This window comes from Okibacterium fritillariae, assembly GCF_052783725.1.
In genome coordinates this window covers 2,707,838-2,731,166 of sequence record NZ_CP199917.1, presented here as the reverse complement: position 1 = coordinate 2,731,166, position 23,329 = coordinate 2,707,838, and the positions used below count along the sequence as shown (strand labels likewise).

Here is a 23,329-nt window from a genome sequence, read left to right as displayed (position 1 = left end):
AGTCCCATGACACCCGAGCCGCGCAACACCCCTCAACAGGGCGTTGCCGCGGGTTCTGCGCCCCACGACTCGGCTTCTGCTTCTGCTTCTGCGCATGCTTCAGCTTCTGCTTCGGCGTCCTCGTCGTCCACGGCATCGCCCACGCCGCCGGCCAGCGTGAACCCCGAGGGCGGCCCGATGGATGCCTGGCCCACCGGCCGTCTCCTGTCCACGGCCTCGCGCCTCGTGGAACACGCCTGGGCCGAGGCGCTCGAAAGCCACGGACTCACGCACGCGGGCCTCATCGTGCTGCACTTCCTCTCGACCGGACCCGCCAGCCAGATCGAATTGGCCCGCCGCGCCCGCGTGCAGACGCAGACCATGTCGCGCACCCTCGACCGGCTCGAGCGCGACGGTTATGTGGAACGCAGTGCCGACGCATCCGACCGTCGTCGCCACGTGGTCGTGATCACCCCCGAGGGTGCCGACGCCTTCCGCCGCGCGCACGACCTCGAGGCCACGATCTTCCCCGAGCTGCCGCAGCACGACGTTCTGCGTGAGGCGCTCCTCCACCTCATTGCGGCGACCGAGACCCGCCGCTGGGGCGACCTCGACGACTGAGATCACCGCGGAGCGCCGCTCGCCTCCCAGCGGTTTCTGAGTCCCTCCTGATTAGATTCGGTGAACGCACAACCGCGTCACCCCGCGCATCCCGCGCCACTTCAGTGAGGAATCCGCAATGAACTGCCCGGTCGACAATGTCCCCCTCGTCATGAGCGAACGCTCCGGCGTCGAGATCGACTACTGCCCCACCTGCCGTGGTGTGTGGCTCGATCGTGGCGAGCTCGACAAGATCCTCGACCGCGCCAGCCGCGAGTTCGGCGGAGCCGCCGCAGCCGCCTCGGCCGAGGCCGCGTCCGTGCAGCAGGGCCCGGCCAACGGGATGCCCGGCGGCCACACCGATGCACCCAACCCCTACACGGGCCTTCCGCGCGACGCCGACCGCCCCTTCCCGGGCCGCGGCTCCGACCGCTGGGACGACGGGGCCCGCGGCTACAGCAACGGTCGCGATAACCGCTCGCCGCGCGACCGCGACCGCGACGACCACCGCCGCCGCGACGACAGCGACGACTTCGGCCGCGGGGGACTGGGCGGCCTGCTCGGCGGCATCACCGGCAACCGCGACAACAACGGCTACGGCAGCCGCGACAGCGACCGCCGCTACGACGACGACCGCCGCTACAACAACGACAACCGCAACGGCCAGGGCCGCAAGCGCAAAGACAACTGGCTGAGCGAGCTCTTCGACTGATCGGCGTCTGCCTCGCACGACCCGCTTAACGAGAAATCCCCCGGCGCCGCGAGGCGTTCGGGGGATTTCGCATTGAGATTGCTTCGCTGTGGTGGCTCCGACGGGCGTCGATCCCGTGACCTCTCGATTTTCAGTCGAACGCTCTACCAACTGAGCTACAGAGCCGAAGGCTGTCGCCTCCATGGTGAAATGCCCCTCCAAAAGGAGAGGCATTCGACCTGGCGACCCTGACGGGACTTGAACCCGCGACCTCCGCCGTGACAGGGCGGCACGCTAACCAACTGCGCTACAGGGCCTCGATATTGTGTTGCTGTGTTTTCGTGCTTTTCGCACCTGACCATTATGCCGTATGTTTCGCTCCGTTTTTTACACGGGAGTTTCGAGCTGGTTTTGTGCGGTGTTGCTGTTCTTCAGTGTAGTAGTACCGTGACCCCAACGGGATTCGAACCCGTGCTGCCGCCGTGAAAGGGCGGTGTCCTAGGCCACTAAACGATGGGGCCGGTGTGCCCGAGGGCACTGAACTACCGACGACCAAGCATACGGATTCGGCGGCACTTTGGCAAAACGTATCGAGGCGGACCGGGAGCGACCTCGGAGTGACACGACGAGCCCGGTCAGGTGCGCCGCAACGGATCGGCGGGCAGATGCGACGCGGCCGGCGAGGCCGGCGAGGCCGTGCACCGTGAAAACCGGCGGGCGCAAAGACGGATGCCCCCGCCGCACACGCGAGCGAGGGCATCCCCAAATGAAAGCCAGCGACTAGTGGCCGCCCTCTTCTTTCAGCTTGGTGAAACCGTCTTGCACGATCTGCTCGGCCTCGGCCGCGTTGCCCCAGCCCTCGATCTTGACCCACTTGCCGGGCTCGAGGTCTTTGTAACGCGTGAAGAAGTGCTCGATCTCGTTGCGCGTCTGCTGCGGAACGTCGTCGATGTCCTGGATGTGGCTCCAGCGCGGGTCTTTCACGGGAACCACGACGACCTTGGCGTCGGAACCGGCCTCGTCGCTCATGTTGAGCACGCCGACGGGGCGAACCTTCACGCCCACGCCCGGGAACACGGGGTATTCGAGCAGCACGAGCGCGTCGACGGGGTCGCCGTCGAGGCCCAGCGTGTTCTCGAAGTAGCCGTAGTCGGTCGGGTAGACGAACGACGTGAACAGCACGCGGTCGAGGTAGACGCGACCGGTCTCGTGGTCGACCTCGTACTTGTTGCGGCTGCCCTTGGGAATTTCTACGACGACGTCGTAACCTGCCATGAGTTTCTCCTTGCTCGTGAAGTCTGGAATAACGTTACTGGATGCCTCCCTCCGCGCGCCCTGAACATCGCCGTCCCCTCGATCCGGCAACGGCCGAGGTGCGCGCGGCCGTGCGGCGTTCGCTCGCCGCACACGTGGCCGAAGAGGGCAGCCCTCTCGTCCTCGTCGCCCTGAGCGGTGGCCCCGATTCTCTGGCCCTCGCGGCGGCGGTCGCGTTCGAGGCGCCCAAGCTCGGCATCCGCGCCGGCGCCGTCATCGTCGATCACGCCCTGCAGTCCGGCTCCGAGGATGTCGCGGCCCGCGCCGCCGAGCAAGCCTCGGCTCTCGGCCTCGCCCCCGTCATCGTCAAACAGGTCGTTGTGTCGAGCGGCGCGGGTCCCGAAGAAGCAGCCCGTCACGCACGGTATGACGCCTTCGCGGAGGTGTTCGCCGAGACAGGGGCGTCCCACATCCTCATCGGTCACACGCTCGACGACCAGGCCGAAACCGTGTTGCTCGGTCTCGCCCGGGGTGCGGGACCGGCGAGCCTGCGCGGGATGTCTGAGCTCGCCGACCGTTACCTGCGACCACTCCTCGGGGTGCACCGTGAAACCACGCACGCCTCGTGCGACGCCCTGGGCCTCGACGCGTGGACCGACCCCCACAACGATGAACACCGCTTCAGCCGCGTGCGCGTGCGCAAGGCCGTGCTGCCCGTCCTGGAGCGCGAGCTCGGGCCGGGCGTGGCCGAGGCGCTCGTGCGCACCGCCGACATCCTGCGCGAAGACAGCGAGGCGCTCGACCGCATGGTCGACGAGATCATCGAGGAGATCTGCGAGCCGGCCGAGGCGGGCATCGCGGTCGACGTGCGCGCTCTGGCCGTGAACCCGGCGGCCCTGCGCAACCGGATCATCCGCGTGGTGGCCGCAGGCGAGTTCGGCCAATACCTGAACCGCGCCCACACCCTCGAGATCGCACGCCTCGTCACCGACTGGCGCGGCCAGGGCCCCATCGACGTGCCGGGCATCAGCGTCACGCGCGAAGGTGCACTCCTCGTCTTCACGGCGCGCACCTCCGAGGGGGCTGACGCGTAACCCAGGAGGCCCGAGACATCCGTACACTCGAATCATGGAATCGACGGACGTTCAGGGCGACCTCGCCCAAGTTTTGGTGACCGAGGAGCAGATCCACGACAAGCTGCGCGAGCTGGCGCGGCGCATCGAGGCCGACTACGAGGGCGAAGACCTGCTCCTCGTGGGTGTGCTCAAGGGCGCCGTCATGGTGATGGCCGACCTGAGCCGCGAGCTGCGCAACCACGTCGAGATCGACTGGATGGCCGTTTCGTCCTACGGCAACAGCACCAAGTCGTCGGGTGTCGTGCAGATTCGCAAGGACCTCGACACCCCGCTCGAGGGCCGCCACGTGCTCATCGTCGAGGACATCATCGACTCCGGGCTCACGTTGTCGTGGCTGCTCGAGAACTTCGCGGCGCGCGGTGCCGCCTCCATCGAGGTGTGTGCACTTCTTCGCAAACCGGATGCCGCCAAGGTCGAGATCGACTGCCGCTACGTCGGTTTCGACATCCCGAACGAATTCGTCGTGGGCTATGGCCTCGACTACGCGGAGCGTTACCGCAACCTGCGCGATGTGGCCGTGCTCGCGCCGCACGTCTACGCCTGATCCGGGCGCTTTACGCCCACGGGGAACACAGAGTGGGCGCTCAGACTGTTAGAGATACCCTGGTGCGACACGGGCGATTGTGGCCCTCTTCGACCCACCTGCAGAAAGGTGACGGGCTGCGGCCCGGAGCAACATGAATTTCAAGCGCATCTTCAAGGGACCGCTTCCCTACATCCTGCTCGCCGTCGTCGTGTTCTTCGTCGGTTCGAGCCTGCTCAACATCAACGGGTTCAAAGAGGTGTCCACCGAGCACGGTCTGCAGCTCTTGAAGGACGACAAGGTCAAGGAGGTCATCCTCACCGAGGGTGACAACCGAGCTGACCTCACGCTTGCGTCGGCCGATGGTGACAACGGCACCATGGTGCAGTTCTACTACCTCAATGCCCGCGCCGCCGATGTCGTCGATGCCGTCGACTCCGCCGCGCCCGCCGAGGGCTTCAACGACAAGGTGCCCCAGCCCAGCTGGTGGGGCAGCCTGCTGAGCCTGCTCATCCCGCTGCTGCTCATCGGTGTCTTCTTCTGGATCATGCTGTCGAGCATGCAGGGTGGCGGCAACAAGGTCATGCAGTTCGGCAAGTCCAAGGCCAAGCTCGTGTCGAAGGAGGCCCCCAAGGTCACCTTCCAAGACGTGGCCGGCAGCGACGAGGCCATCGAAGAGCTCGAAGAGATCAAAGACTTCCTGAAAGACCCGGCCAAGTTCCAGGCCGTCGGCGCCCGCATCCCCAAGGGTGTGCTGCTCTACGGCCCTCCCGGAACGGGTAAGACCCTGCTCGCGCGTGCTGTCGCGGGCGAGGCCGGTGTTCCGTTCTACTCCATCTCGGGTTCTGACTTCGTCGAGATGTTCGTCGGTGTCGGCGCCAGCCGCGTGCGCGACCTGTTCGAGCAGGCCAAGCAGAACGCCCCCGCCATCATCTTCATCGACGAGATCGACGCCGTCGGCCGCCACCGTGGCGCCGGCATGGGCGGTGGACACGACGAGCGCGAGCAGACGCTCAACCAGCTGCTCGTCGAGATGGACGGCTTCGACCCCAAGGCCAACGTCATCCTGATCGCGGCGACGAACCGCCCCGACATCCTCGACCCCGCTTTGCTGCGCCCCGGCCGCTTCGACCGCCAGATCGGCGTCGACGCACCCGACCTGCAGGGTCGCCGCCAGATCCTCGAGGTGCACGGCCGCGGCAAGCCGCTGTCGAAGAACGTCGACCTCGAGGTCGTCGCGCGCAAGACGCCCGGCTTCACGGGTGCCGACCTGGCCAACGTGCTGAACGAGGCCGCGCTTCTGACGGCCCGCTCCAACGCCCAGCTCATCGACAACCGCGCGCTCGACGAGGCCATCGACCGCGTCATCGCCGGCCCGCAGCGCCGCACACGCATCATGAACGACCGCGAGAAGCTCATCACGGCCTACCACGAGGGTGGCCACGCGCTGGCCGCCGCCTCGATGCGCAACACCGACCCCGTGACCAAGGTCACGATCCTCCCGCGCGGACGCGCCCTCGGTTACACGATGGTGCTGCCGCTCGAGGACAAGTACTCGGTCACCCGCAACGAACTGCTCGACCAGCTGACCTACGCCATGGGCGGTCGCGTGGCCGAAGAGCTCGTGTTCCACGACCCCACCACGGGTGCGTCGAACGACATCGAGAAGGCCACGGGCATCGCGCGCAAGATGGTCACCGAATACGGCATGACGACCGATGTGGGCGCCGTGAAGCTCGGCCAGTCCTCGGGCGAGATGTTCCTCGGCCGCGACATGGGCCACCAGCGCGACTACTCCGAGTCGATCGCCGAGCGCGTCGACCAGCAGACGCGCCGCCTCATCGAGCAGGCTCACGACGAGGCCTGGCAGGTCATCACCGAGAACCGCGACATCCTCGACCGCCTCGCCGCCGAGCTGATGGAGAAGGAGACGCTCGACCACACCCAACTGGCCGAGATCTTCACCGACGTCAAGAAGCTGCCCGAGCGCCCGCAGTGGCTGTCGAGCGACAAGCGTCCCGTGTCCGACCGCCCGCCCATCGTGGTGGCCGCGAAGACCAAGATCCCCGTCGACCCCGGTGTGACCGACGGCGGCGTGGAGTCCGAGGAACGCCCCGACCTGCGGACGAACCCCAACCCGCGTCCCGCGACGGCGTAAACCGCATGACGGGCGTCGACAGGCCCCGGATCGAGGCGGCCGTGCGCGAGCTCCTCGCCGCTATCGGTGAGGATGTCTCGCGCGAGGGTTTGGCTGAAACGCCACGTCGCGTGGGCGAGGCGTACGCTGAGTTCTTCGGCGGACTGCACGTCGACGCCGAGGCGTTTCTCGCCAACACCGTGCCGGTCGGCGACCGCGCTGGCGAGGTCGTGCTCGTGCGCGACATCGCGTTCCGCTCGATCTGCGAACACCACCTCCTGCCCTTCCTCGGCACGGCGCATGTCGCCTATGTGCCGGGTGAGCACGTGGTGGGGCTCGGCAGCCTGCCGCGCGTGGTCGACGCCATCGCGTCGCGCCCGCAGATGCAGGAGCGCCTGACCGAGGAGATCGCCGACACGCTCGAACGCGGGCTCCAGGCGCGCGGCGTGCTCGTGGTGCTCGACGCCGTGCACGGCTGCGTCGTGGCCCGCGGGCAGCAGCAGCGCGACAGCTCGACCGTGACGGTCGCGAGTCGCGGCACGCTGGGCGACCCGGCTGCCCGGGCCGAGATCTTCGCGCTGATCGGTGCGCGTCCAGCGCCGGATGCCGGGGCGACACCGTGATGACTTCCGAGACGCCGCATGTGATGGGCGTCGTCAACGTCACGCCGGACTCGTTCAGCGACGGCGGCCAGTTCATCGACGCCGATGCCGCCCTGTCGCACGCGCTCCAACTCGCGGCCGACGGCGCCGACATCATCGACGTGGGCGGCGAATCGACCCGCCCCGGGGCAGACCGCGTCACACCGGCCGAGGAACAGCGCCGCGTGCTGCCGCTCGTGCGCGCGCTGGCAGGCCGCGACATCGCCGTGAGCGTCGACACCATGAACGCCGAAACGGCGGCGAGGGCCGTGCACGAGGGCGCGGTCATCGTGAACGATGTGTCGGGCGGGCTCGCCGACGCGGGCATGGCCGCGGCCATTGCATCCACGCCGGCGATCTTCGTCATCGGGCACTGGCGCACGCACTCGGCCACCATGAACGCCTTCGCCGACTACGACGACGTCGTCACCGAGGTGCGCGACGAACTCTCGAAGCGGGTCGACGACGCCCGGGCCGCGGGCATCTCGGGCGACCGCATCGTGCTCGACCCGGGGCTCGGTTTCTCGAAGAACGGCTCGCACAACTGGGAGCTCCTGGCCCGCCTCGACGAGCTGCTCGAGCTCGGCTACCCCGTGCTCGTGGGCACGAGCCGCAAACGGTTCCTCGGCGCGCTGCTGCCCGACGACGCTCCCATGACCGAGCGGGACCTGCCGACGGCCGTCACGAGCGTGCTGGCCGCGCAGGCCGGGGCGTGGGGGGTGCGCGTGCACGACGCATCCGCCACCCGACTCGCCCTCGACACCTGGCGCGCATGGCAGAGTGGACGACGTGGCTAGCCTCGACACCATCCAGCTGACCGGCCTGCGGGTGCGCGCGCACCACGGCGTCTACGACTTCGAGCGCGAGAACGGGCAAGACTTCGTCATCGACGTGACGGTGTGGCTCGACCTGGCTCGGGCGGCTGCGAGCGACGACGTATCGACCACCATCCACTACGGCGAGCTGGCCGAAAGCATCGCGCGGGCCGTGGCCGGCGACCCCGTCGACCTCATCGAGACGGTCGCCGAACGCGTCGCGACCCTCGTGTTGAGCTACCCGGCTGCCGAGCGCACGCGCGTCACCGTGCACAAACCCGATGCGCCCATCTCGGTGCCCTTCGCCGATGTCGCGGTGAGCATCGAGCGTGAGCAGAGGGCGCCGTCCGCATCCGGCGATCACGCCACGCGCGACGATCAGGCCACCCGCGACGACCACGCCACGGGCGCGCGACCGGGCCGACACGGCTCAGCCGACCGAGCGGATGCCGACGCATGACGCCCATCGCCAAGCCACCCGTTCATCCGCCCGTCCGTCGGCCCTCGCAACTGTCTCTCGGCGTGACGAGCGCCGTCGTGGCCTTCGGCGCCAACCTGGGCGATCGCGAGACCACCATCCGCCACGCCCTCGCCGACCTCGACGCAACCGACGGCATCACGGTCACGCGCATCTCGCCGCTGCACGAATCGGTCGCGGTCAAACCCGACGGAGAAGACCCGGACGCGCCCGGCTATCTCAACGGCGTCGCCCTGCTCTCGACCACCCTCAGCCCGCGAGCGCTGCTCACCGAACTCAACCGCGTCGAACGCGAACACGGCCGCGTGCGCACCGAGCGGTGGGGCGACCGCACGCTCGACCTCGACATCGTGGCCTTCGGATCGCTGACCGTCGACGAACCCGACCTCACCATCCCGCACCCCCGCGCCGCCGAACGCGACTTCGTGCTCGCGCCCTGGCTCGACGTCGACCCGGATGCCGCGCTCCCCGGTCTCGGGCGCGCCGACGCCTTGCTCGCCGCCCTGCGAAAGGACCGCCCGTGACCCGCACGCGTGCCACGCCCATCATCGGTCTCGCCATCGTCGGCCTGGCGATCGGCTACCTCATCGAATACGCGTCCGCCGCTGGGGGGCGCCCGCTCGTCATCCCGCCCGTCACCTTCTCCGCCACGCTTCTCGCGGTCGCGGCCATCGTGGTCGGCTTCGCCATCCCGATCCGTCGCGCCGTCACGGGCAAGGCGCAGCGCATGATCGACCCGTTCCGGGCGATGCGCGTCGTCGTGCTCGCCAAGGCCTGCAGCCTGGTCGGTGGCCTGCTCATCGGGGTCACCCTCGGAGCGCTCGGCTTCCTCCTCACCCGGCCGGTGATGCCCGCGGTAGGCTCGACGTGGTTGACGATCGCCGCACTCGCAGCAGCCGCAATCCTGCTGGCGGCCGCCCTCGTTGCCGAGCACCTCTGCACGCTTCCAAAGGATGATGACGACGATGACACTGCCGGAGCCGCACCCTCACACTGAGCCCGCCTCGCGCGGCGAGTTCGCGCCGCAGCCTGCCGGGTCGCCCGACGAGTTCGCCCCACAGCCCGCCGGCGGCGCCGTCGACGAGGCCGCCCGAGAGGACCTCGCCGCGCACACGCCCGACGACCTCGGGCGCCTCGACCTGCCGCATGAGGGCTGGCAGCGCGTGTCGAAGCGCTTCATCGTCGTCGAACTCATCGGCTCGGTCATCACGCTCGCCGTGCTGGCCGCCGCCGCGATCTTCATCGCCGTCATCAGCGAGGCCGTGTGGCAGTGGTGGGTGGCGGGCCCGATCGCGCTCATCACCCTCATCTACATGATCTTCACGCCGCGCCGCGTGCGCTCGATCGGCTATCTGCTGCGCGACGACGACCTGCTGTTCCGCCGCGGCATCATGTGGCAGCGTTTCGTGGCCGTGCCCTACGGCCGCATGCAGCTCATCGACGTCAACCGCGGGCCCGTGGCCCGCGCCTTCGGGTTGTCCGAGCTGAAGTTCGTCACGGCATCCGCCACCACGGGTGTCGTGTTGCCGGGCCTGCCCGCCGACGAAGCCGACCGCCTGCGCGACCACCTCGTCGCGGTCGCCGAGACCCGACGGACCGGACTGTGACGAACGAGGCCCCCGAGCGACCGTCCTCCTCCCACATCCTCGCCGACGGCGAGTGGCACCGCCTGCACCCCGCAACACCCCTCCTGCGCGGCGGCATCTTCTTCATCGCTGTCGCCGGTTTCGTCATCGCCAACCTGCGCGAGCGCCTCGTCGAACTCTTCCTGCCGCAGTTCGGCGACGAGGAGTACCGCGAATACGGCGACCCCGTCTCGTTCGTCTGGGAGCAGGGCCTCGTCGGCTGGGCGCTCCTCGCGCTCTTGGTGCTCCTCCTGATCATCATCGGCACCTTCTTCCTGTCCTGGCGCATGCACACGTTCCGCATCACCAACGAGGCCGTGGAGGTGCGCTCGGGCATCGTGTTCCGCACCAACCGCAAGGCCAAACTCGACCGCGTGCAGGGCGTCAACATCAACAAGCCCTTCCTGGCCCGCCTGTTGGGCGCCGCCAAGATGGAGGTCAGCGTCGCGGGTCAAGACGCCAACGTCAAGCTCGAATACCTCTACGCACGTGACGCCGACGGCCTGCGTCGGGATGTCCTCACCCTCGCCTCGGGCGCCAAACTCGCCGAGCGGGGCAGCGCTCCGGTCGTGAGCGTGGGGCCGGCGGGCCTCGTGCGCAGCGACGATCCCGCCATCAGCCGCGTCGTCACCGAGCGCGTCAACGACTTCCTGTCGCCGGAGCTCGACCCCGACCAGGCGCCGCCCGAGTCGGTCGTGCGCATTCCGGTCGGCCGCCTCGTGGCCTCGACGATCATCGGATGGCCGACCCTCATCGGTCTGGCCGTCATCGTCGCCGCCGCCATCCAGATCGCGAACGACCAGTTCTTCACTCTCTTCTGGACCATCCCCGCCGTCTTGGGTGTGGCCGGCTACATCTGGTCGACCATCACCAAGTCGCTGCGCTACTCGATCGCGGGAACCCCCTCGGGCGTGCGCGTGGGCTTCGGCCTGCTCTCGACCAGCAATGACACGATCCCGCCCGGGCGCGTGCACGCCATCGAGGTGACCCAGTCGATCCTCTGGCGTCCGTTCGGGTGGTGGCAGGTGCGCATCAACAAGGCCGGCGTCTCGCTCACCGACGCCAACGCCGCCCGGGGTAACACCACCATCCTGCCCGTGGGAAAACTCGACGATGTGACCCGCGTTCTCGGCCTCATCGTCAACGACGCGCAGACGGATGGCCTGCTCACCGACTTGCGCGCGGCCATCACCGACCCCGCCTCCCACGGCTTCACCATCGCCCCCCGCCGCGCGCGCTGGCTCGACCCCTTCGCCTGGAAGCGCACCGGGTTCGCGCTGCGCGGGGGAGTGCTGCTGTTCCGCCGCGGCGTGGTCTGGCGCAAACTCGACGTGCTGCCGCTCGCGCGTCTGCAGTCCATTCAGGTGACCCAGGGGCCGCTCGAGCGACTCTTCCGGCTGTCGTCGGCGCAGGCCCACACCGTCATGGGGCCCGTCACGGCGACCGTTCCCACGATGTCGACGGCGAACGCCGTGCTGCTGCTCGAGACCGTCTCCGAGGCGGTCGTGCGCGCGGCCGCGGCCGACCGCAGCCATCGTTGGGGCGAGAGCGGCGAGCAGCGATGAGCGCACGCGCCGGGCGTCTCGGCGTCGGCATCATCGGCGCCGGCCGGGTCGGTCCCGTGTTGGGCGTCGCCCTCGCGGGTGCCGGCCACGCCATCGTGGGCGTCAGTGCCATCTCCGATGAGAGCCGCGATCGCGCCGAGGCCATGCTGCCGGGCGTGCCGGTGCTCGACATCCCGGTCATCGTCGAGCGCAGCGAGCTGGTCATCCTGGCGGTGCCGCAGAGCGAGTTGCCGCAGCTGGTGGCGGGTCTCGCCGCATCCGGAACCTGGCAGCCCGGCCAGCTCGTCATGCACACGGCGCCGCTCTATGGCATCGGGGTGCTGCAGCCGGCGTTGGCCGCCGGTGTGATCCCGCTCGCCATCCACCCGGCCATGGAATTCACGGGGTCGAGCATGGATGTCTCGCGACTCACCGAAACCTCGTTCGCCGTCACGGCGCCCGCCCCGGTTCTGCCGATCGCGCAAGCCCTGGTCGTGGAGATGGGCGGCGAACCGGTCGTCGTCGACGAGAAGGACCGCGCGGCCTATGCCGAGGCCGTCTCGATCGCCTCGGAGTTCTCGCGCTCGATCGTCACGCAGGCCACGGGCATCCTCGCCGAGATCGGCGTCGACAACCCCGGCGGGTTCCTCTCCTCCCTCGTGCGCTCGACGGTCGACAACGCCCTGCGGCGCGCCACGCCGCCCGGCGCGCTGCCGGGGCTCGACGAGCTGCGCTGAGCGCCTCGACTACGATCGGCCTGTGCCCCACTCCGATACCCCGCTCCTCCGCACCGCCCTCGACGCCGCCGAATCGGCCGCCGACCGGGGTCTCGACGCCGTCCTCGCCGCCGCGCAATCGGCCATCATGGGCGAGTCGCATGTCACGCTCACGCGCTTGGCCCTCGTTAACCCGGAGACGAACTCACCTCTCGACGACGGCTATCGCGGCGTGGTGCGTGCCGTCATCCAGCTCGCCGTCGGCGGGGAACGGGTCGACGGCTCCCGCGACTTCTACGTCAACTAAACTGTGGTGACCCCACAAGGAGACGCTTCCGCAATGAGTGACGACCGCCACGACGCCCCCCGCACCCCCGCCCAGGCCGACGCCGCCGCATCCGACCCGACGAGCGCCGCCGCGACCGCCGCCGGCGACAACGGTTTCACGGCCGACGAGGTCAGCGAGCAGAAGGCCGTGCGCCTGCAGAAGCGTGAGCGCCTCATTCGCGAGCGAACGGATGCCGCGGGCGGCGCTTATCCCGTGCAGCTGCCCATCACCACCACCATTCCTGCGGTCCGCGCCGAGTTCGGTCACCTCGAGGCCGACGCCACGACGGGTGTCACGGTCGGACTCGCCGGGCGCCTCGTGCACCTGCGCAACACGGGCAAGCTGTGCTTCGCGTCGCTGCAATCGGGCGACGGCAGCCGCATCCAGGCCATGGTCTCTCTCGCCAACGTGGGCGAAGAATCGCTGGCCGCCTGGAAGGAACTCGTCGACCTGGGCGACCACGTCTTCGTCACGGGCGAGGTCATCTCGAGCCGCCGCGGCGAGCTGTCGATCATGGTCAGCGACTGGGCCATCGCCTCGAAGGCGCTCCTGCCGCTGCCCAACCTGCACAACGAGTTGAGCGAAGAATCGCGCGTGCGCAGCCGCTACCTCGACCTCATCGTGCGCGACCAGGCCCGGCAGACCGTGCGCGCCCGCGCCAAGGCCGTGGCCTCACTGCGCGCCACGTTCGACGCGCACGACTTCCTCGAGGTCGAGACGCCCATGCTGCAGACCATCCACGGTGGTGCAGCAGCCCGCCCGTTCTCCACGCACTCCAACGCCTTCGACACCGAGCTCTTCCTGCGCATCGCGCCCGAGCTGTTCCTCAAGCGCGCCGTCGTCGGCGGCATCGACCGTGTGTTCGAGATCAACCGCAACTTCCGCAACGAGGGTGCCGACTCCACGCACAGCCCCGAGTTCGCCATGCTCGAGGCCTACCAGGCCTACGGCGACTACAACCAGATCGCCGACCTCACGCAGGAGCTCATCCAGAACGCGGCGTTCGCGGTCTCGGGTTCGCACGTGGTCACCTGGGCCGACGGCACCGAGTTCGACCTGGGCGGCGAGTGGGATCGCCTGTCGATGTACGAGTCGCTGTCCGAGGCATCCGGTCGCACCATCACGCCGCAGACGCCCCTCGACGAGCTGAAGGCCCTGGCCGACGAGGTCGAACTCGAGGTGGGCGTGCCCACGCACGGCAAATACGTCGAAGAGCTGTGGGAGCACTTCGTGAAGGGTTCGCTCGAGCGCCCCACGTTCGTCATGGACTTCCCGCTCGACACGTCGCCGCTGGTGCGCGAGCACCGCTCCATTCCGGGCGTCGTCGAGAAGTGGGACCTCTACATTCGCGGTTTCGAGCTGGCCACGGGCTACTCCGAGCTCGTCGACCCCGTCATCCAGCGCGAGCGCTTCGTCGAGCAGGCGAAACTCGGCGCCAAGGGGGATGTCGAGGCCATGCGTCTCGACGAAGAATTCCTCCGTGCGCTCGAACACGGCATGCCGCCGTCGGGTGGAATGGGCATGGGCATCGACCGCCTCATGATGGCGATCACGGGCCTCGGCATTCGCGAAACCATCCTGTTCCCCCTGGTCAAGTAGGCGAAGGAGCCTCAGCATGAGCTATCTGCCGAAGAACGAAACCGAGCCGGGCGACCCCAAGAAGCCCACCAACGCGCGCGTCATGATCTGGATCGTGGTGGGCGGCATCGGCCTCTACCTCATCGTCACGGGTGTCTACGGCGGCCTGACTGGCGGCAGCTAGCGCTGGCCTCGGCGCTGGCTGCGGTGCTTGCTGCGGTGCGGGTTGCTGCGCTCGGCTCGGCGTGTCCCCGCCACAGGGCGTATCCTTGAGGAGTCATGGATAACTTCTGGGTCGCAGCCATCTGGTCACTCACCCCCACGGTCCTCGTGGGCGGGGTGTTCTGGTTCCTCATGCGCGCCATCATCCGCTCCGACCGCAACGAGCGTAAGGCCTACGCCGAGATCGAGGCCGAAGAGCGCGTGCGCCTGGGCCTGCCGCCCGCGGGCAAATAGCGCCGCCCCAAGCATCCGTGCATTGTGCGCACGCTAGGCTAAGGCCGCAAACGGGCCGAGTCGAACGTGAGGAGAGTCGGTGACTACATACGGCTTCACGGGCTGGTTCGGCATCGCGCTGCTCATCCTCGACCTGGCGGTCCGCGTTCTCGCGGTCATCATCGTCCCGCGCAACCGCCGCCCGACGGCAGGCATGGCGTGGCTGCTCGCGATCTTCCTCATCCCGCTCGTCGGAATCGTCGTCTTCCTGCTCATCGGAAACCCGAAGCTGCCTCGCAAACGACGGCGCAAGCAGGATGACATCAACGTCTACATCCGGCAGACGACGCGCGACCTCGTGCGGGCCAACCTCACCGACGAGTCGCCGCCGTGGTTCGCGAGCGTCGTCGCGCTCAACCGCCGGCTCGGCTCCATGCCGTTGCAGGGCGGCAACGACGCCACGCTGATCGCCGACTACCAGGCCTCCCTCGACGCCATGACCGAGGAAGTGGGTCGCGCCACGCGTTTCGTGCACGTGGAGTTCTACATCCTCACGTGCGACCAGACCACCTACCCGCTGTTCGACGCGCTCGAGGCGGCCGTCAAGCGCGGCGTCATCGTGCGCGTGCTGCTCGACCACTTCGCCAGCTTCCGCACGCGCGACTACAAGAAGACCCTGCGCCGCCTCACCGAGATGGGCGCCGACTGGCACCTGATGCTGCCCCTCCAGCCGCTCAAGGGCAAGTTCCAGCGCCCCGACCTGCGCAACCACCGCAAGCTGCTGATCGTCGACGGCGCGATCGGTTACATGGGCTCGCAGAACGTGATCGACCGCAGCTACAACAAGTCGAGCAACATCAAGCGCGGCCTGCAGTGGCAGGAGTTGGTCACGCGCATCGAGGGCCCGACGGTGGCCGCTCTCAACGCCGTGTTCCTGAGCGATTGGTACTCCGAAACCGACCAGATCCTCACCAACGAGACGGGCATCCTGGATGCCGCCACCAACGCCGGCGACCTCGAACTGCAGGTGGTGCCCTCCGGCCCCGGTTTCGACGGCGAGAACAACTTGCGCCTCTTCCTCGCGCTCATCTACAACGCGCAGCACCAGATCAACATCACGAGCCCCTACTTCGTGCCCGACGAGGCCATGCTCTATGCCGTGACCACGGCCGTGCAGCGCGGCGTTCCGGTCAATCTGTTCGTCTCCGAGATCGGCGACCAGGCGCTCGTCTACCACGCGCAGCGCTCCTACTACGAAGAACTGCTGCGCGCGGGCGTGCGCATTTGGATGTACCCGGCGCCCTACATCCTGCACGCCAAGCACTTCACGATCGACGACGAGATCGCGGTCATCGGCTCGAGCAACATGGACATGCGTTCCTTCGGCCTCAACATGGAGGTCTCGCTCATGGTGCGCGGGGCGGACTTCGTCGACGAGATGCGCCAGGTCGAAGACCACTACCGCAGCGTCAGCCGCGAACTCACGCTCGACGAGTGGCTCACGCAGCCGCTCCGCTCCACCATCCTCGACAACATCGCCCGCCTCACCTCCGCCCTGCAGTAGCGGACGACACGCCCGAGTTATCCACAGGGGAGCCCTCCCCATGGCTTCGTCGTTATGGGCTCGATACCGTGGACACACGACGAACGAGAGGGGCGGGGCGTGGAGAAGGTTGTGATCGACGGGGCGTTGCTCGACGATATGGTGTCGAGCCTGGCCCGCATCCGTGCAGAGTTCGATGGAGCCAACGGTGAGAGCCACGACGTCGCCGTCGCGGTGGGCCATATGGCTTTGGGGGAACGCGTCCTTGCTTTCGCTGAAGGATGGGATCACCGCCGGTCCGAGCTGAGTGAACAGCTCACCTCCCTCGGCGAGCAGCTCACGAGCGTACGGGAGGGCTTCGAGAGCGTGGACAACGACCTCGCGGCGGCACTCACGGAGGAGAACTGATGGCACGCCCCACTGACTGGACGGCACTCAATTACGGCGCAGATCCCGTTCCCGGCGATCCGGCTGTCGTGACCAGCGCCGGCAACAATTATGTCGCGATGGCAGAGACTATCAAGCAGACCTCGCAAAACCTTCGCGCGCTGCTCGATGACAAGGCGACCGTGAGCGAGGCAGTAGATGCCTTCCGCGAGATCGCCGAACAGGTCGCGGGTCGCATCGACCGGGCCGAGCAGCGATACCGAGGCACGGGTGATGCCCTCCTCGTTTACGCGCCCGAGCTCACCTCGGCCCAAGAGACGAGTGTGACGGCCCTGACACAGGCGCAGACGGCTGTCTCGTCGACAGAGTCGTCGGGTTCGGAGGCCACGGCTTATGAGCGCCAGCTCGACGACCCGGCCCTCGAACCCGCCGACCGCACGCGCATCGAGGGATTGCGTGATGGCGCACGTTCGGAAGCCGACGGAGCCGCAGCGTCATTGCAGGCGGCCATCACCCTCTTGCAGGAAGCGATCGACGCGCGTGATACCGCTGCGACGACCGCGGAGAATGCGATCCACGACGTCGAGCAGGCGAGCGACCTCAACGACGGCTTCTGGGATGACGTCGACCAGTTCTTCGAGGAGAACCCGTGGGTCGATACGGTTTTGACGATCGCCGGTGTCGTCGCCGGCATCCTGGCCGTTGTCGCCATGTTCGTTCCCGGGCTCAACCTCATCGTGGGCGCGATCGTTGTGATCGTCGCCGTCGCTACCGTGCTGAACGCGACCATGCAGGCACTCACGGGAAACAAGTCCTGGGTCGATGCGATCACGGAGATCGCCCTGGCCGTCCTCCCCTTCGGTGCGGGCAAACTCATCAAGGGCGGGCTCGCGGCGACGAGGGGTGCCACGGCCAGCGCCGCCGCGACCTCCCAGATGGCCTCCGCCGCAGGAAGCGGTGTATCGGGTGTGACACGTTCTGTGGCCGTCGAGCTCGTCGAGACGGCCGCGCGCGAAGGTGTCGAGAACCTGCGGTTTGCGCCCGTCATCGGGTCCGAGGCGCGCGCGCTCGCCGAGACGGCGATCATCGCGAATATGACGCTGAGAAGTGGAGCCACCTCGGCGGCCGCCGTTGCCGCGAGCAACAGCCGGTTCCTGTGGGGCAGCGGCTACGTGGGCAATGCCGTCCTGCCGGCTGTCATCCCGCCGGCTATTTCGGCCATGACCCCCTCGACGATGCAAGAGGCGAGCACGTCGACCGTGCGAGACCTCAATTGGTGACGGCGACCGAGAGGGCGAGGGTGAGCCACGCTCCGGGGCGCCGCACCGCCGTCGTGGTCGCGCTCAACACCCTTGCCTATCTGCTCTACGGCCCCGTGCTCCTCGTGGTCAATCTCGTTCTGGCTCTCATATCGGGAGCACCTGGTCGTTCCTCCCTTCCCGACAACGCGGGGCGCATCGAACAAGTCGCCGGCGCACTTCCGCTCCCGGCTCCGTGGTGGCTCTTTCTCCTGTTCCCCGCGGTGATGGCGTTCGCGCTCGCCGTGGTGTGGAATCCGTGGCGGCAATACCGAGATTCGTTCACCAAACGACTGGTGCTGTGGGCGTCGCCCGGGTCGATCGGCGCTCTGACCCTGCTGCTCGGCGGTGCGCTCACCCTGCTTGCGGGTCTGTACTACTCGGCGGGCACTGGCTTCGGCCTGTGGGCGCTCCCCGTCCTCCTCAGTGTCGTCGTGGGCGGCGTCGGTCTCGCCCGCGCGTGGAAGACCCTCCCGGGTAACTCCGGGCGTAGCGCCCGTGCTGCAGGCAGGGGAGCGAAGAATGGTTGACCGATTGCCTTACTGGCTCGCGGTGCCCGAGGGGTGGCATCGCATCCCTCTCGACATCGCCACATCGGGGAGCGACCCCGCAGGGACTGCCGTGCGAGACCTCGTCCGGTCCGTCGGTCGCGAGCTCCCCCCTCACCAAGCGACACGGGCGCGTTCCATTGTTCGGGCCGCGCTCGATTCGGCGGTCGCTCAGGCGAGAGGTGCCGGCGGCGTCGACCTGTACATCCCGCTCGACCTGCTCGCCGGGGCACCCGTGCCGCTCGGGATCGTGGTCTCCGAGCCCGTTCCCCCCGCCGGTAGTGGCACACCCGAGGACGTCCTCCTCCAGTTCGCGGCCCGGGGCGAATCGCGCGCGACCGAGATCGGCGGGGTGCTCGCGGTGCGACGCGTGAGCGACGAGAAACCGCGCACGGGGCCCGAAGGCATCGACGTGCCGCCTACCCGTCGCATCTCCTACCTGGCCGCCGTGCCCGGTACCAGCCGCTGGTTGAGCGTGACGGCCAGCATCGCTCGATTCGATATGCCCGATGGCGAGCGGGTCTCAGCGGCCGTCGAGGAACTCTTCGATGCCATCGCCTCCACCCTGAGGTTCCGGCGCTATGCCCGCGACCACGGAGTCGATCACGGCAGCTCAGTCAGAAAGGCAGAACCCAGATTGTGAGCGTTTTCGTCACTCATCCCGACGCCTGGATCGGCATTCCCTCGGAGTGGCCGTTCGATCGATGGCCGACCGTGGCCGCTTGGGCCGACGATCTCATCGCCGAACTCGTGGCGCAGGGGCGCCTGTCATCGGCCGACGCGTCCGCCCATGCCGAGACGGCCCGCCTCGTCGCATCGACGCGCGCAGAACGTGGTGCATCGCGGAGCTTCCTCGCGTTCGCGGGGGGAGACGCCTACCTGGCCGATCTGGTGCTCGAAGCGCGTTCCGAGTTCGATGTGCGCGACCTGGCCGCTCTCGCGGGCGCGAACGATCCGACCTCCATCGAGAATCCGTCCGTCGAGTCGATCCACAACGCCGACGGGGTCGAGGGCGTGCGTGTCACCCGCTACCTGGACCTCGACGATGGCACCAGTGCCGTGGTGGCGCGCACGGACTACGTTTTCGCGGTGGGATCCGAGGTCGCTCGTCTCTACACGGCAAGCTACGATCTGGTCGTCTTCGAGCGCATGCGCCAGCTGCTCGACGACCTTGCACGCACCGTCACGTTCCGCTGAGGCATCCGCGACCCCGGCAGAATTACCACCCGGATGTCGGGGGTCACGCCCACGGCGAACAGCGGACTTTTTGGCAGATTCCGCGGTTACTCTCTTTGTATCGGAAGCCACCTCCCTGTCTGGCCTTCCCAAGGAGTGAACATGTTCGAGAGATTCACCGACAGAGCTCGGCGCGTTGTCGTTTTGGCCCAAGAAGAGGCCAAGATGCTCAACCACAATTACATTGGCACAGAGCACATCCTGCTCGGCCTCATCCACGAGGGTGAGGGCGTTGCAGCGAAGGCGCTCGAGTCGCTGAACATCTCGCTCGACGCCGTGCGCGAGCAGGTGCAAGACATCATCGGCCAGGGGCAGCAGCAGCCCACCGGCCACATCCCCTTCACGCCGCGGGCGAAGAAGGTCCTCGAGCTGTCCCTGCGCGAAGCACTGCAGCTCGGCCACAACTACATCGGCACCGAGCACATCCTGCTCGGCCTCATCCGCGAGGGTGAAGGCGTCGCCGCCCAGGTTCTGGTGAAGCTCGGCGCCGACCTCAACCGCGTGCGCCAGCAGGTCATCCAGTTGCTCTCGGGCTACCAGGGCAAAGAGACCGCTGCCGTCGGCGGTGCCCCCGCCGAGCAGCAGGCTCAGGGTGGTTCGCAGATCCTCGACCAGTTCGGGCGCAACCTCACCCAGGCCGCACGTGACTCCAAGCTCGACCCCGTGATCGGGCGCGAGAAGGAGATCGAGCGCGTCATGCAGATCCTGTCGCGCCGCTCGAAGAACAACCCCGTCCTCATCGGTGAGCCCGGTGTGGGAAAGACGGCCGTCGTCGAGGGCCTCGCCCAGGCGATCGTCAAGGGCGATGTTCCCGAGACGCTGAAGGACAAGCAGCTCTACTCGCTCGACCTCGGCTCGCTCATCGCGGGCAGCCGCTACCGCGGTGACTTCGAGGAGCGCCTGAAGAAGGTCACCAAGGAGATCCGCACGCGCGGCGACATCATCGTCTTCATCGACGAGATCCACACCCTCGTGGGTGCGGGTGCCGCCGAGGGTGCGATCGACGCCGCCTCCATCCTCAAGCCGCTTCTCGCCCGCGGTGAGCTGCAGACCATTGGCGCCACCACGCTCGACGAGTACCGCAAGCACTTCGAGAAGGATGCCGCGCTCGAGCGTCGCTTCCAGTCGATCCAGGTCGCCGAGCCGTCGCTCCCGCACTCGATCAACATCTTGAAGGGTCTGCGCGACCGCTACGAGGCCCACCACAAGGTGTCCATCACCGATGGTGCGATCGTGGCCGCCGCCAACCTGGCCGACCGCTACATCAGCGACCGCTTCCTGCCCGACAAGGCCATCGACCTGATCGACGAGGCCGGCGCCCGCCTGCGCTTGTCGATCCTGTCGAGCCCGCCCGAGCTGCGCGAATTCGACGAGAAGATCGCCACGGTGCGCGAGGCCAAGGAAGCCGCCATCGAAGACCAGGACTTCGAGAAGGCCGCATCGCTGCGCGACGAGGAGAAGAACCTCCTCGGCGAGCGTCTGCGCCTCGAGAAGCAGTGGCGTTCGGGTGAGGTCAAGACCACCGCGACGGTCGACGAAGGTCTGATCGCCGAGGTTCTGGCCCAGGCCACCGGCATCCCCGTGTTCAAGCTCACCGAGGAAGAGTCCTCGCGGCTCGTCTTCATGGAGAAGGCCCTGCACCAGCGCGTCATCGGTCAGGAGGAGGCCATCTCGGCGCTCTCCAAGACCATCCGACGCACGCGTGCCGGCCTGAAGGACCCGAAGCGTCCGAGCGGTTCGTTCATCTTCGCCGGCCCCACGGGTGTCGGAAAGACCGAGCTCGCCAAGGCGCTCGCCGAGTTCCTGTTCGACGACGAGGGCGCGATGATCTCGCTCGACATGTCCGAATACGGCGAGAAGCACACCGTTTCGCGTCTGTTCGGTGCCCCTCCCGGGTTCGTCGGCTTCGAAGAAGGCGGCCAGCTCACCGAGAAGGTGCGCCGCAAGCCGTTCAGCGTCGTGCTGTTCGACGAGATCGAGAAGGCCCACCCCGACATCTTCAACTCGCTGTTGCAGATTCTCGAAGAGGGCCGTCTGACCGATGGTCAGGGTCGTGTCGTCGACTTCAAGAACACCGTCATCATCATGACCACGAACCTCGGTTCGAAGGGCATCGCTGGCGGGCCGGTCGGCTTCCAGGTCGAGGGCGACTCCTCCACCGGGTACGACATCATGCGCGGCAAGGTCAACGAAGAGCTGAAGAAGCACTTCAAGCCCGAGTTCCTCAACCGTGTCGATGACACGATCGTGTTCCCGCAGCTCTCGAAGCCCGAGTTGCTGCAGATCGTCGATCTGTTCATCAAGCGTCTGGGCGAGCGCATGCTCGACCGCGACATGACCGTCGAACTCACGCTGCCCGCCAAGGAGCGCCTGATCGAGGTCGGCTTCGACCCGTCGCTCGGTGCCCGGCCGCTGCGTCGCGCCATCCAGCACGAGGTCGAGGACTCGCTGTCCGAGAAGATCCTGCACGGCGAGCTCGGTGCGGGCGACCACGTCCACGTCGACTTCGTCGATGGCACGTTCGTCTTCACGACGAGCCAGCGCGAAGGCTACGCGTCGACCAACGTCAACGCCGGTGCGGCGCTCGGCACGGGGGCATCCACCCCCGACCTCGCGATCACCAGCGACTAGTCGGCACGGTCGGCGTTCACGTCGACTGCCCGTAACGTCGAATGCGGCGACCGAACCTCAGGGTTTGTGTCGCCGCATTCGGCGTTTAAGAGGGTGTTAGGGCGGCGGGCTTACTTCTCCTCGAGGCCGTTCAGGTCGGGGTCGGCGTCGCGGTCAGCCGCATCGCGTTTCGCCGGGGCATCCTGCTCGCCGGCGGGCTGGTCGGCCACGAGGTCGGTGTCCTGGGGGATCGAGAAGTCGGAGTAGGGGTCGTTTTCGGTGGGCTTGTCCTGTGCATCGCTCATGCGGCAACGGTACGCCCGGGCCCGCGCCGCCGCCACCGGTTGCGCACAACCCCGGACTGGCAGTGCGGCCCCGGGTCTAGGCTGGATGGCGGCCACCGGCGCACGAAGGGTGCATCACGGTGACGCCGGCGAGGCGGATGGAGGCAGCAGATGGCGGAACACGTGGTGCGCACCGAGTACACGGTGCGACGGGCGCGCACGAGCGACGTGCCGAAGATCCAGGCGCTCATCGAACCCCTCGTGCAGGAGCGCATCCTGCTCGGCAAGGAGCGCGTCGTTTTCTACGAGGCCGTGCAAGAGTTCCGCGTGGCCGAGACGCCCGAGGGCGAGCTCATCGGATGCGGCGCGCTGCATGTGATGTGGGAGGACCTCGGTGAGGTGCGCACATTGGCCGTCTCGCAGAAGCACCTGCGCGCGGGCGTGGGCGGAGCCATCCTGGCCCGGCTTGAGGAGGACGCGCTCGAGCTCGGCGTGACCCGCCTGTTCTGCCTCACGTTCGAGGTGCCGTTCTTCGAGCGCCACGGCTTCCTGCCCATCGGCGAGACCGTCGTCGACCCCGAGGTCTACTACGAACTCATTCGTTCTCGGGATGAGGGTGTGGCCGAGTTCCTCGACCTGGCCCGGGTCAAGCCCAACACGCTCGGCAACACCCGGATGATGAAAACCATCGTCTGACGCTGCGGTTCTCGCCCGCAACATCCGCTTGCTGCTCTTTAGTGGCACCCTTAGCGCGTGTCGCTGCTCATCTGTTGCAGCCCCGTTGGAGTGTCACCCGTTGGGGTTACTTTTTTACCAACTGTTCATCTGTCAGACGCAGAGCGGTTATGGCGGCTTCCTAGCCTGACTAGGTCGCCGCCCGAGTTGGGTGCGCGATGGCGCGCACCCTCGACTCGCGTGCTCACCCGTCGCATCATCCCCAGGG

At 67.7% G+C, this 23,329-nt stretch carries 27 protein-coding genes and 3 tRNA genes; 25 read left to right on the top strand and 5 right to left on the bottom strand.

Annotated elements, in window-relative coordinates:
- Nucleotides 1–6 precede the first annotated feature (6 nt).
- Nucleotides 7–600 (top strand): MarR family winged helix-turn-helix transcriptional regulator, encoded by a 594-nt coding sequence (locus tag ACUWEX_RS12535; RefSeq protein ID WP_445996444.1) that lies wholly within the window; start codon nt 7–9, stop codon nt 598–600.
- Between the two features lie 151 nt (nt 601–751).
- Nucleotides 752–1,291, top strand: coding sequence for a TFIIB-type zinc ribbon-containing protein (locus ACUWEX_RS12530; protein ID WP_445996443.1), 540 nt, complete (start codon nt 752–754; stop codon nt 1,289–1,291).
- Nucleotides 1,292–1,380: 89 nt separating this feature from the next.
- On the opposite strand, the gene ACUWEX_RS12525 is transcribed toward ACUWEX_RS12530, so the two are convergent.
- The 4 genes from ACUWEX_RS12525 to ppa all read right to left on the bottom strand — a co-directional run bounded on the left by ACUWEX_RS12525 (nt 1,381) and on the right by ppa (nt 2,545).
- Nucleotides 1,381–1,456 (bottom strand) — tRNA-Phe (locus ACUWEX_RS12525).
- A gap of 54 nt (nt 1,457–1,510) precedes the next feature.
- Nucleotides 1,511–1,587 (bottom strand) — tRNA-Asp (locus ACUWEX_RS12520).
- 131 nt (nt 1,588–1,718) lie between these two features.
- Nucleotides 1,719–1,791, bottom strand: a tRNA-Glu gene (locus tag ACUWEX_RS12515).
- Nucleotides 1,792–2,050: 259 nt separating this feature from the next.
- Nucleotides 2,051–2,545: an inorganic diphosphatase gene (ppa, locus tag ACUWEX_RS12510; protein ID WP_077055020.1), complete on the bottom strand. Its 495-nt coding sequence runs from the start codon at nt 2,543–2,545 to the stop codon at nt 2,051–2,053.
- A gap of 41 nt (nt 2,546–2,586) precedes the next feature.
- Between ppa and tilS the strand changes: the two genes are divergently transcribed.
- From tilS to ACUWEX_RS12400, 22 genes are all read left to right on the top strand, one after another.
- The gene (gene tilS, locus ACUWEX_RS12505) at nt 2,587–3,618 is read left to right on the top strand and encodes a tRNA lysidine(34) synthetase TilS (protein WP_445996442.1); all 1,032 of its coding nucleotides are present in this window, start codon (nt 2,587–2,589) and stop codon (nt 3,616–3,618) included.
- Between the two features lie 34 nt (nt 3,619–3,652).
- A complete protein-coding gene (hpt, locus tag ACUWEX_RS12500) occupies nt 3,653–4,204 on the top strand; it encodes a hypoxanthine phosphoribosyltransferase (protein WP_079728523.1) in 552 nt (183 codons plus the stop codon).
- Between the two features lie 133 nt (nt 4,205–4,337).
- A complete protein-coding gene (gene ftsH, locus ACUWEX_RS12495; RefSeq protein WP_445996441.1) occupies nt 4,338–6,341 on the top strand; it encodes an ATP-dependent zinc metalloprotease FtsH in 2,004 nt (667 codons plus the stop codon).
- Nucleotides 6,342–6,346: 5 nt separating this feature from the next.
- On the top strand, nt 6,347–6,943 hold the full coding sequence (gene folE / locus ACUWEX_RS12490) for a GTP cyclohydrolase I FolE (RefSeq protein WP_079728521.1): 597 nt from the start codon (nt 6,347–6,349) through the stop codon (nt 6,941–6,943).
- Nucleotides 6,943–7,758: a dihydropteroate synthase gene (folP, locus tag ACUWEX_RS12485; RefSeq protein ID WP_079728520.1), complete on the top strand. Its 816-nt coding sequence runs from the start codon at nt 6,943–6,945 to the stop codon at nt 7,756–7,758. The genes folE and folP overlap by 1 nt, the downstream gene beginning before the upstream one ends.
- Nucleotides 7,751–8,236: a dihydroneopterin aldolase gene (gene folB / locus ACUWEX_RS12480; RefSeq protein WP_445996440.1), complete on the top strand. Its 486-nt coding sequence runs from the start codon at nt 7,751–7,753 to the stop codon at nt 8,234–8,236. Before folP ends, folB begins: the two co-directional genes overlap by 8 nt.
- The gene (gene folK, locus ACUWEX_RS12475) at nt 8,233–8,778 is read left to right on the top strand and encodes a 2-amino-4-hydroxy-6-hydroxymethyldihydropteridine diphosphokinase (RefSeq protein ID WP_445996439.1); all 546 of its coding nucleotides are present in this window, start codon (nt 8,233–8,235) and stop codon (nt 8,776–8,778) included. Before folB ends, folK begins: the two co-directional genes overlap by 4 nt.
- A complete protein-coding gene (locus ACUWEX_RS12470) occupies nt 8,775–9,251 on the top strand; it encodes a DUF3180 domain-containing protein (protein WP_079728518.1) in 477 nt (158 codons plus the stop codon). Before folK ends, ACUWEX_RS12470 begins: the two co-directional genes overlap by 4 nt.
- Nucleotides 9,220–9,861 (top strand): PH domain-containing protein, encoded by a 642-nt coding sequence (locus ACUWEX_RS12465; RefSeq protein WP_445996438.1) that lies wholly within the window; start codon nt 9,220–9,222, stop codon nt 9,859–9,861. Before ACUWEX_RS12470 ends, ACUWEX_RS12465 begins: the two co-directional genes overlap by 32 nt.
- Complete coding sequence (locus tag ACUWEX_RS12460; RefSeq protein ID WP_445996437.1) at nt 9,858–11,444, top strand: PH domain-containing protein; 1,587 nt, start codon at nt 9,858–9,860, stop codon at nt 11,442–11,444. The genes ACUWEX_RS12465 and ACUWEX_RS12460 overlap by 4 nt, the downstream gene beginning before the upstream one ends.
- Nucleotides 11,441–12,160 (top strand): Rossmann-like and DUF2520 domain-containing protein, encoded by a 720-nt coding sequence (locus ACUWEX_RS12455; RefSeq protein WP_079728516.1) that lies wholly within the window; start codon nt 11,441–11,443, stop codon nt 12,158–12,160. Before ACUWEX_RS12460 ends, ACUWEX_RS12455 begins: the two co-directional genes overlap by 4 nt.
- A 22-nt stretch (nt 12,161–12,182) precedes the next feature.
- On the top strand, nt 12,183–12,446 hold the full coding sequence (locus ACUWEX_RS12450) for a hypothetical protein (RefSeq protein WP_445996436.1): 264 nt from the start codon (nt 12,183–12,185) through the stop codon (nt 12,444–12,446).
- 33 nt (nt 12,447–12,479) lie between these two features.
- Nucleotides 12,480–14,066, top strand: a complete 1,587-nt coding sequence (lysS, locus tag ACUWEX_RS12445) for a lysine--tRNA ligase (RefSeq protein ID WP_445996435.1) — start codon at nt 12,480–12,482, stop codon at nt 14,064–14,066.
- Between the two features lie 16 nt (nt 14,067–14,082).
- Nucleotides 14,083–14,229: a hypothetical protein gene (locus ACUWEX_RS12440; protein ID WP_179100270.1), complete on the top strand. Its 147-nt coding sequence runs from the start codon at nt 14,083–14,085 to the stop codon at nt 14,227–14,229.
- 95 nt (nt 14,230–14,324) lie between these two features.
- The gene (locus ACUWEX_RS12435) at nt 14,325–14,501 is read left to right on the top strand and encodes a hypothetical protein (protein ID WP_179100271.1); all 177 of its coding nucleotides are present in this window, start codon (nt 14,325–14,327) and stop codon (nt 14,499–14,501) included.
- Nucleotides 14,502–14,580: 79 nt separating this feature from the next.
- Complete coding sequence (gene cls / locus ACUWEX_RS12430; protein ID WP_079728513.1) at nt 14,581–16,044, top strand: cardiolipin synthase; 1,464 nt, start codon at nt 14,581–14,583, stop codon at nt 16,042–16,044.
- Between the two features lie 99 nt (nt 16,045–16,143).
- Nucleotides 16,144–16,431: a hypothetical protein gene (locus tag ACUWEX_RS12425; protein WP_445996434.1), complete on the top strand. Its 288-nt coding sequence runs from the start codon at nt 16,144–16,146 to the stop codon at nt 16,429–16,431.
- Complete coding sequence (locus ACUWEX_RS12420; protein WP_445996433.1) at nt 16,431–17,690, top strand: putative T7SS-secreted protein; 1,260 nt, start codon at nt 16,431–16,433, stop codon at nt 17,688–17,690. The genes ACUWEX_RS12425 and ACUWEX_RS12420 overlap by 1 nt, the downstream gene beginning before the upstream one ends.
- A 20-nt stretch (nt 17,691–17,710) precedes the next feature.
- Entirely contained in the window at nt 17,711–18,238 is a 528-nt protein-coding gene (locus tag ACUWEX_RS12415) for a hypothetical protein (protein WP_445996432.1), read from the top strand.
- Nucleotides 18,231–18,899, top strand: coding sequence for a hypothetical protein (locus ACUWEX_RS12410; protein WP_445996431.1), 669 nt, complete (start codon nt 18,231–18,233; stop codon nt 18,897–18,899). The genes ACUWEX_RS12415 and ACUWEX_RS12410 overlap by 8 nt, the downstream gene beginning before the upstream one ends.
- Entirely contained in the window at nt 18,896–19,453 is a 558-nt protein-coding gene (locus ACUWEX_RS12405; protein ID WP_445996430.1) for a hypothetical protein, read from the top strand. The genes ACUWEX_RS12410 and ACUWEX_RS12405 overlap by 4 nt, the downstream gene beginning before the upstream one ends.
- 141 nt (nt 19,454–19,594) lie before the next feature.
- Nucleotides 19,595–22,123, top strand: coding sequence for an ATP-dependent Clp protease ATP-binding subunit (locus tag ACUWEX_RS12400; protein ID WP_445996429.1), 2,529 nt, complete (start codon nt 19,595–19,597; stop codon nt 22,121–22,123).
- Between the two features lie 110 nt (nt 22,124–22,233).
- On the opposite strand, the gene ACUWEX_RS12395 is transcribed toward ACUWEX_RS12400, so the two are convergent.
- Complete coding sequence (locus ACUWEX_RS12395) at nt 22,234–22,407, bottom strand: hypothetical protein (protein WP_445996428.1); 174 nt, start codon at nt 22,405–22,407, stop codon at nt 22,234–22,236.
- Nucleotides 22,408–22,557: 150 nt separating this feature from the next.
- On the opposite strand from ACUWEX_RS12395, the gene ACUWEX_RS12390 reads away from it, so the two are divergent.
- Nucleotides 22,558–23,082 (top strand): amino-acid N-acetyltransferase, encoded by a 525-nt coding sequence (locus ACUWEX_RS12390; protein WP_079728506.1) that lies wholly within the window; start codon nt 22,558–22,560, stop codon nt 23,080–23,082.
- Nucleotides 23,083–23,329: the final 247 nt, after the last annotated feature.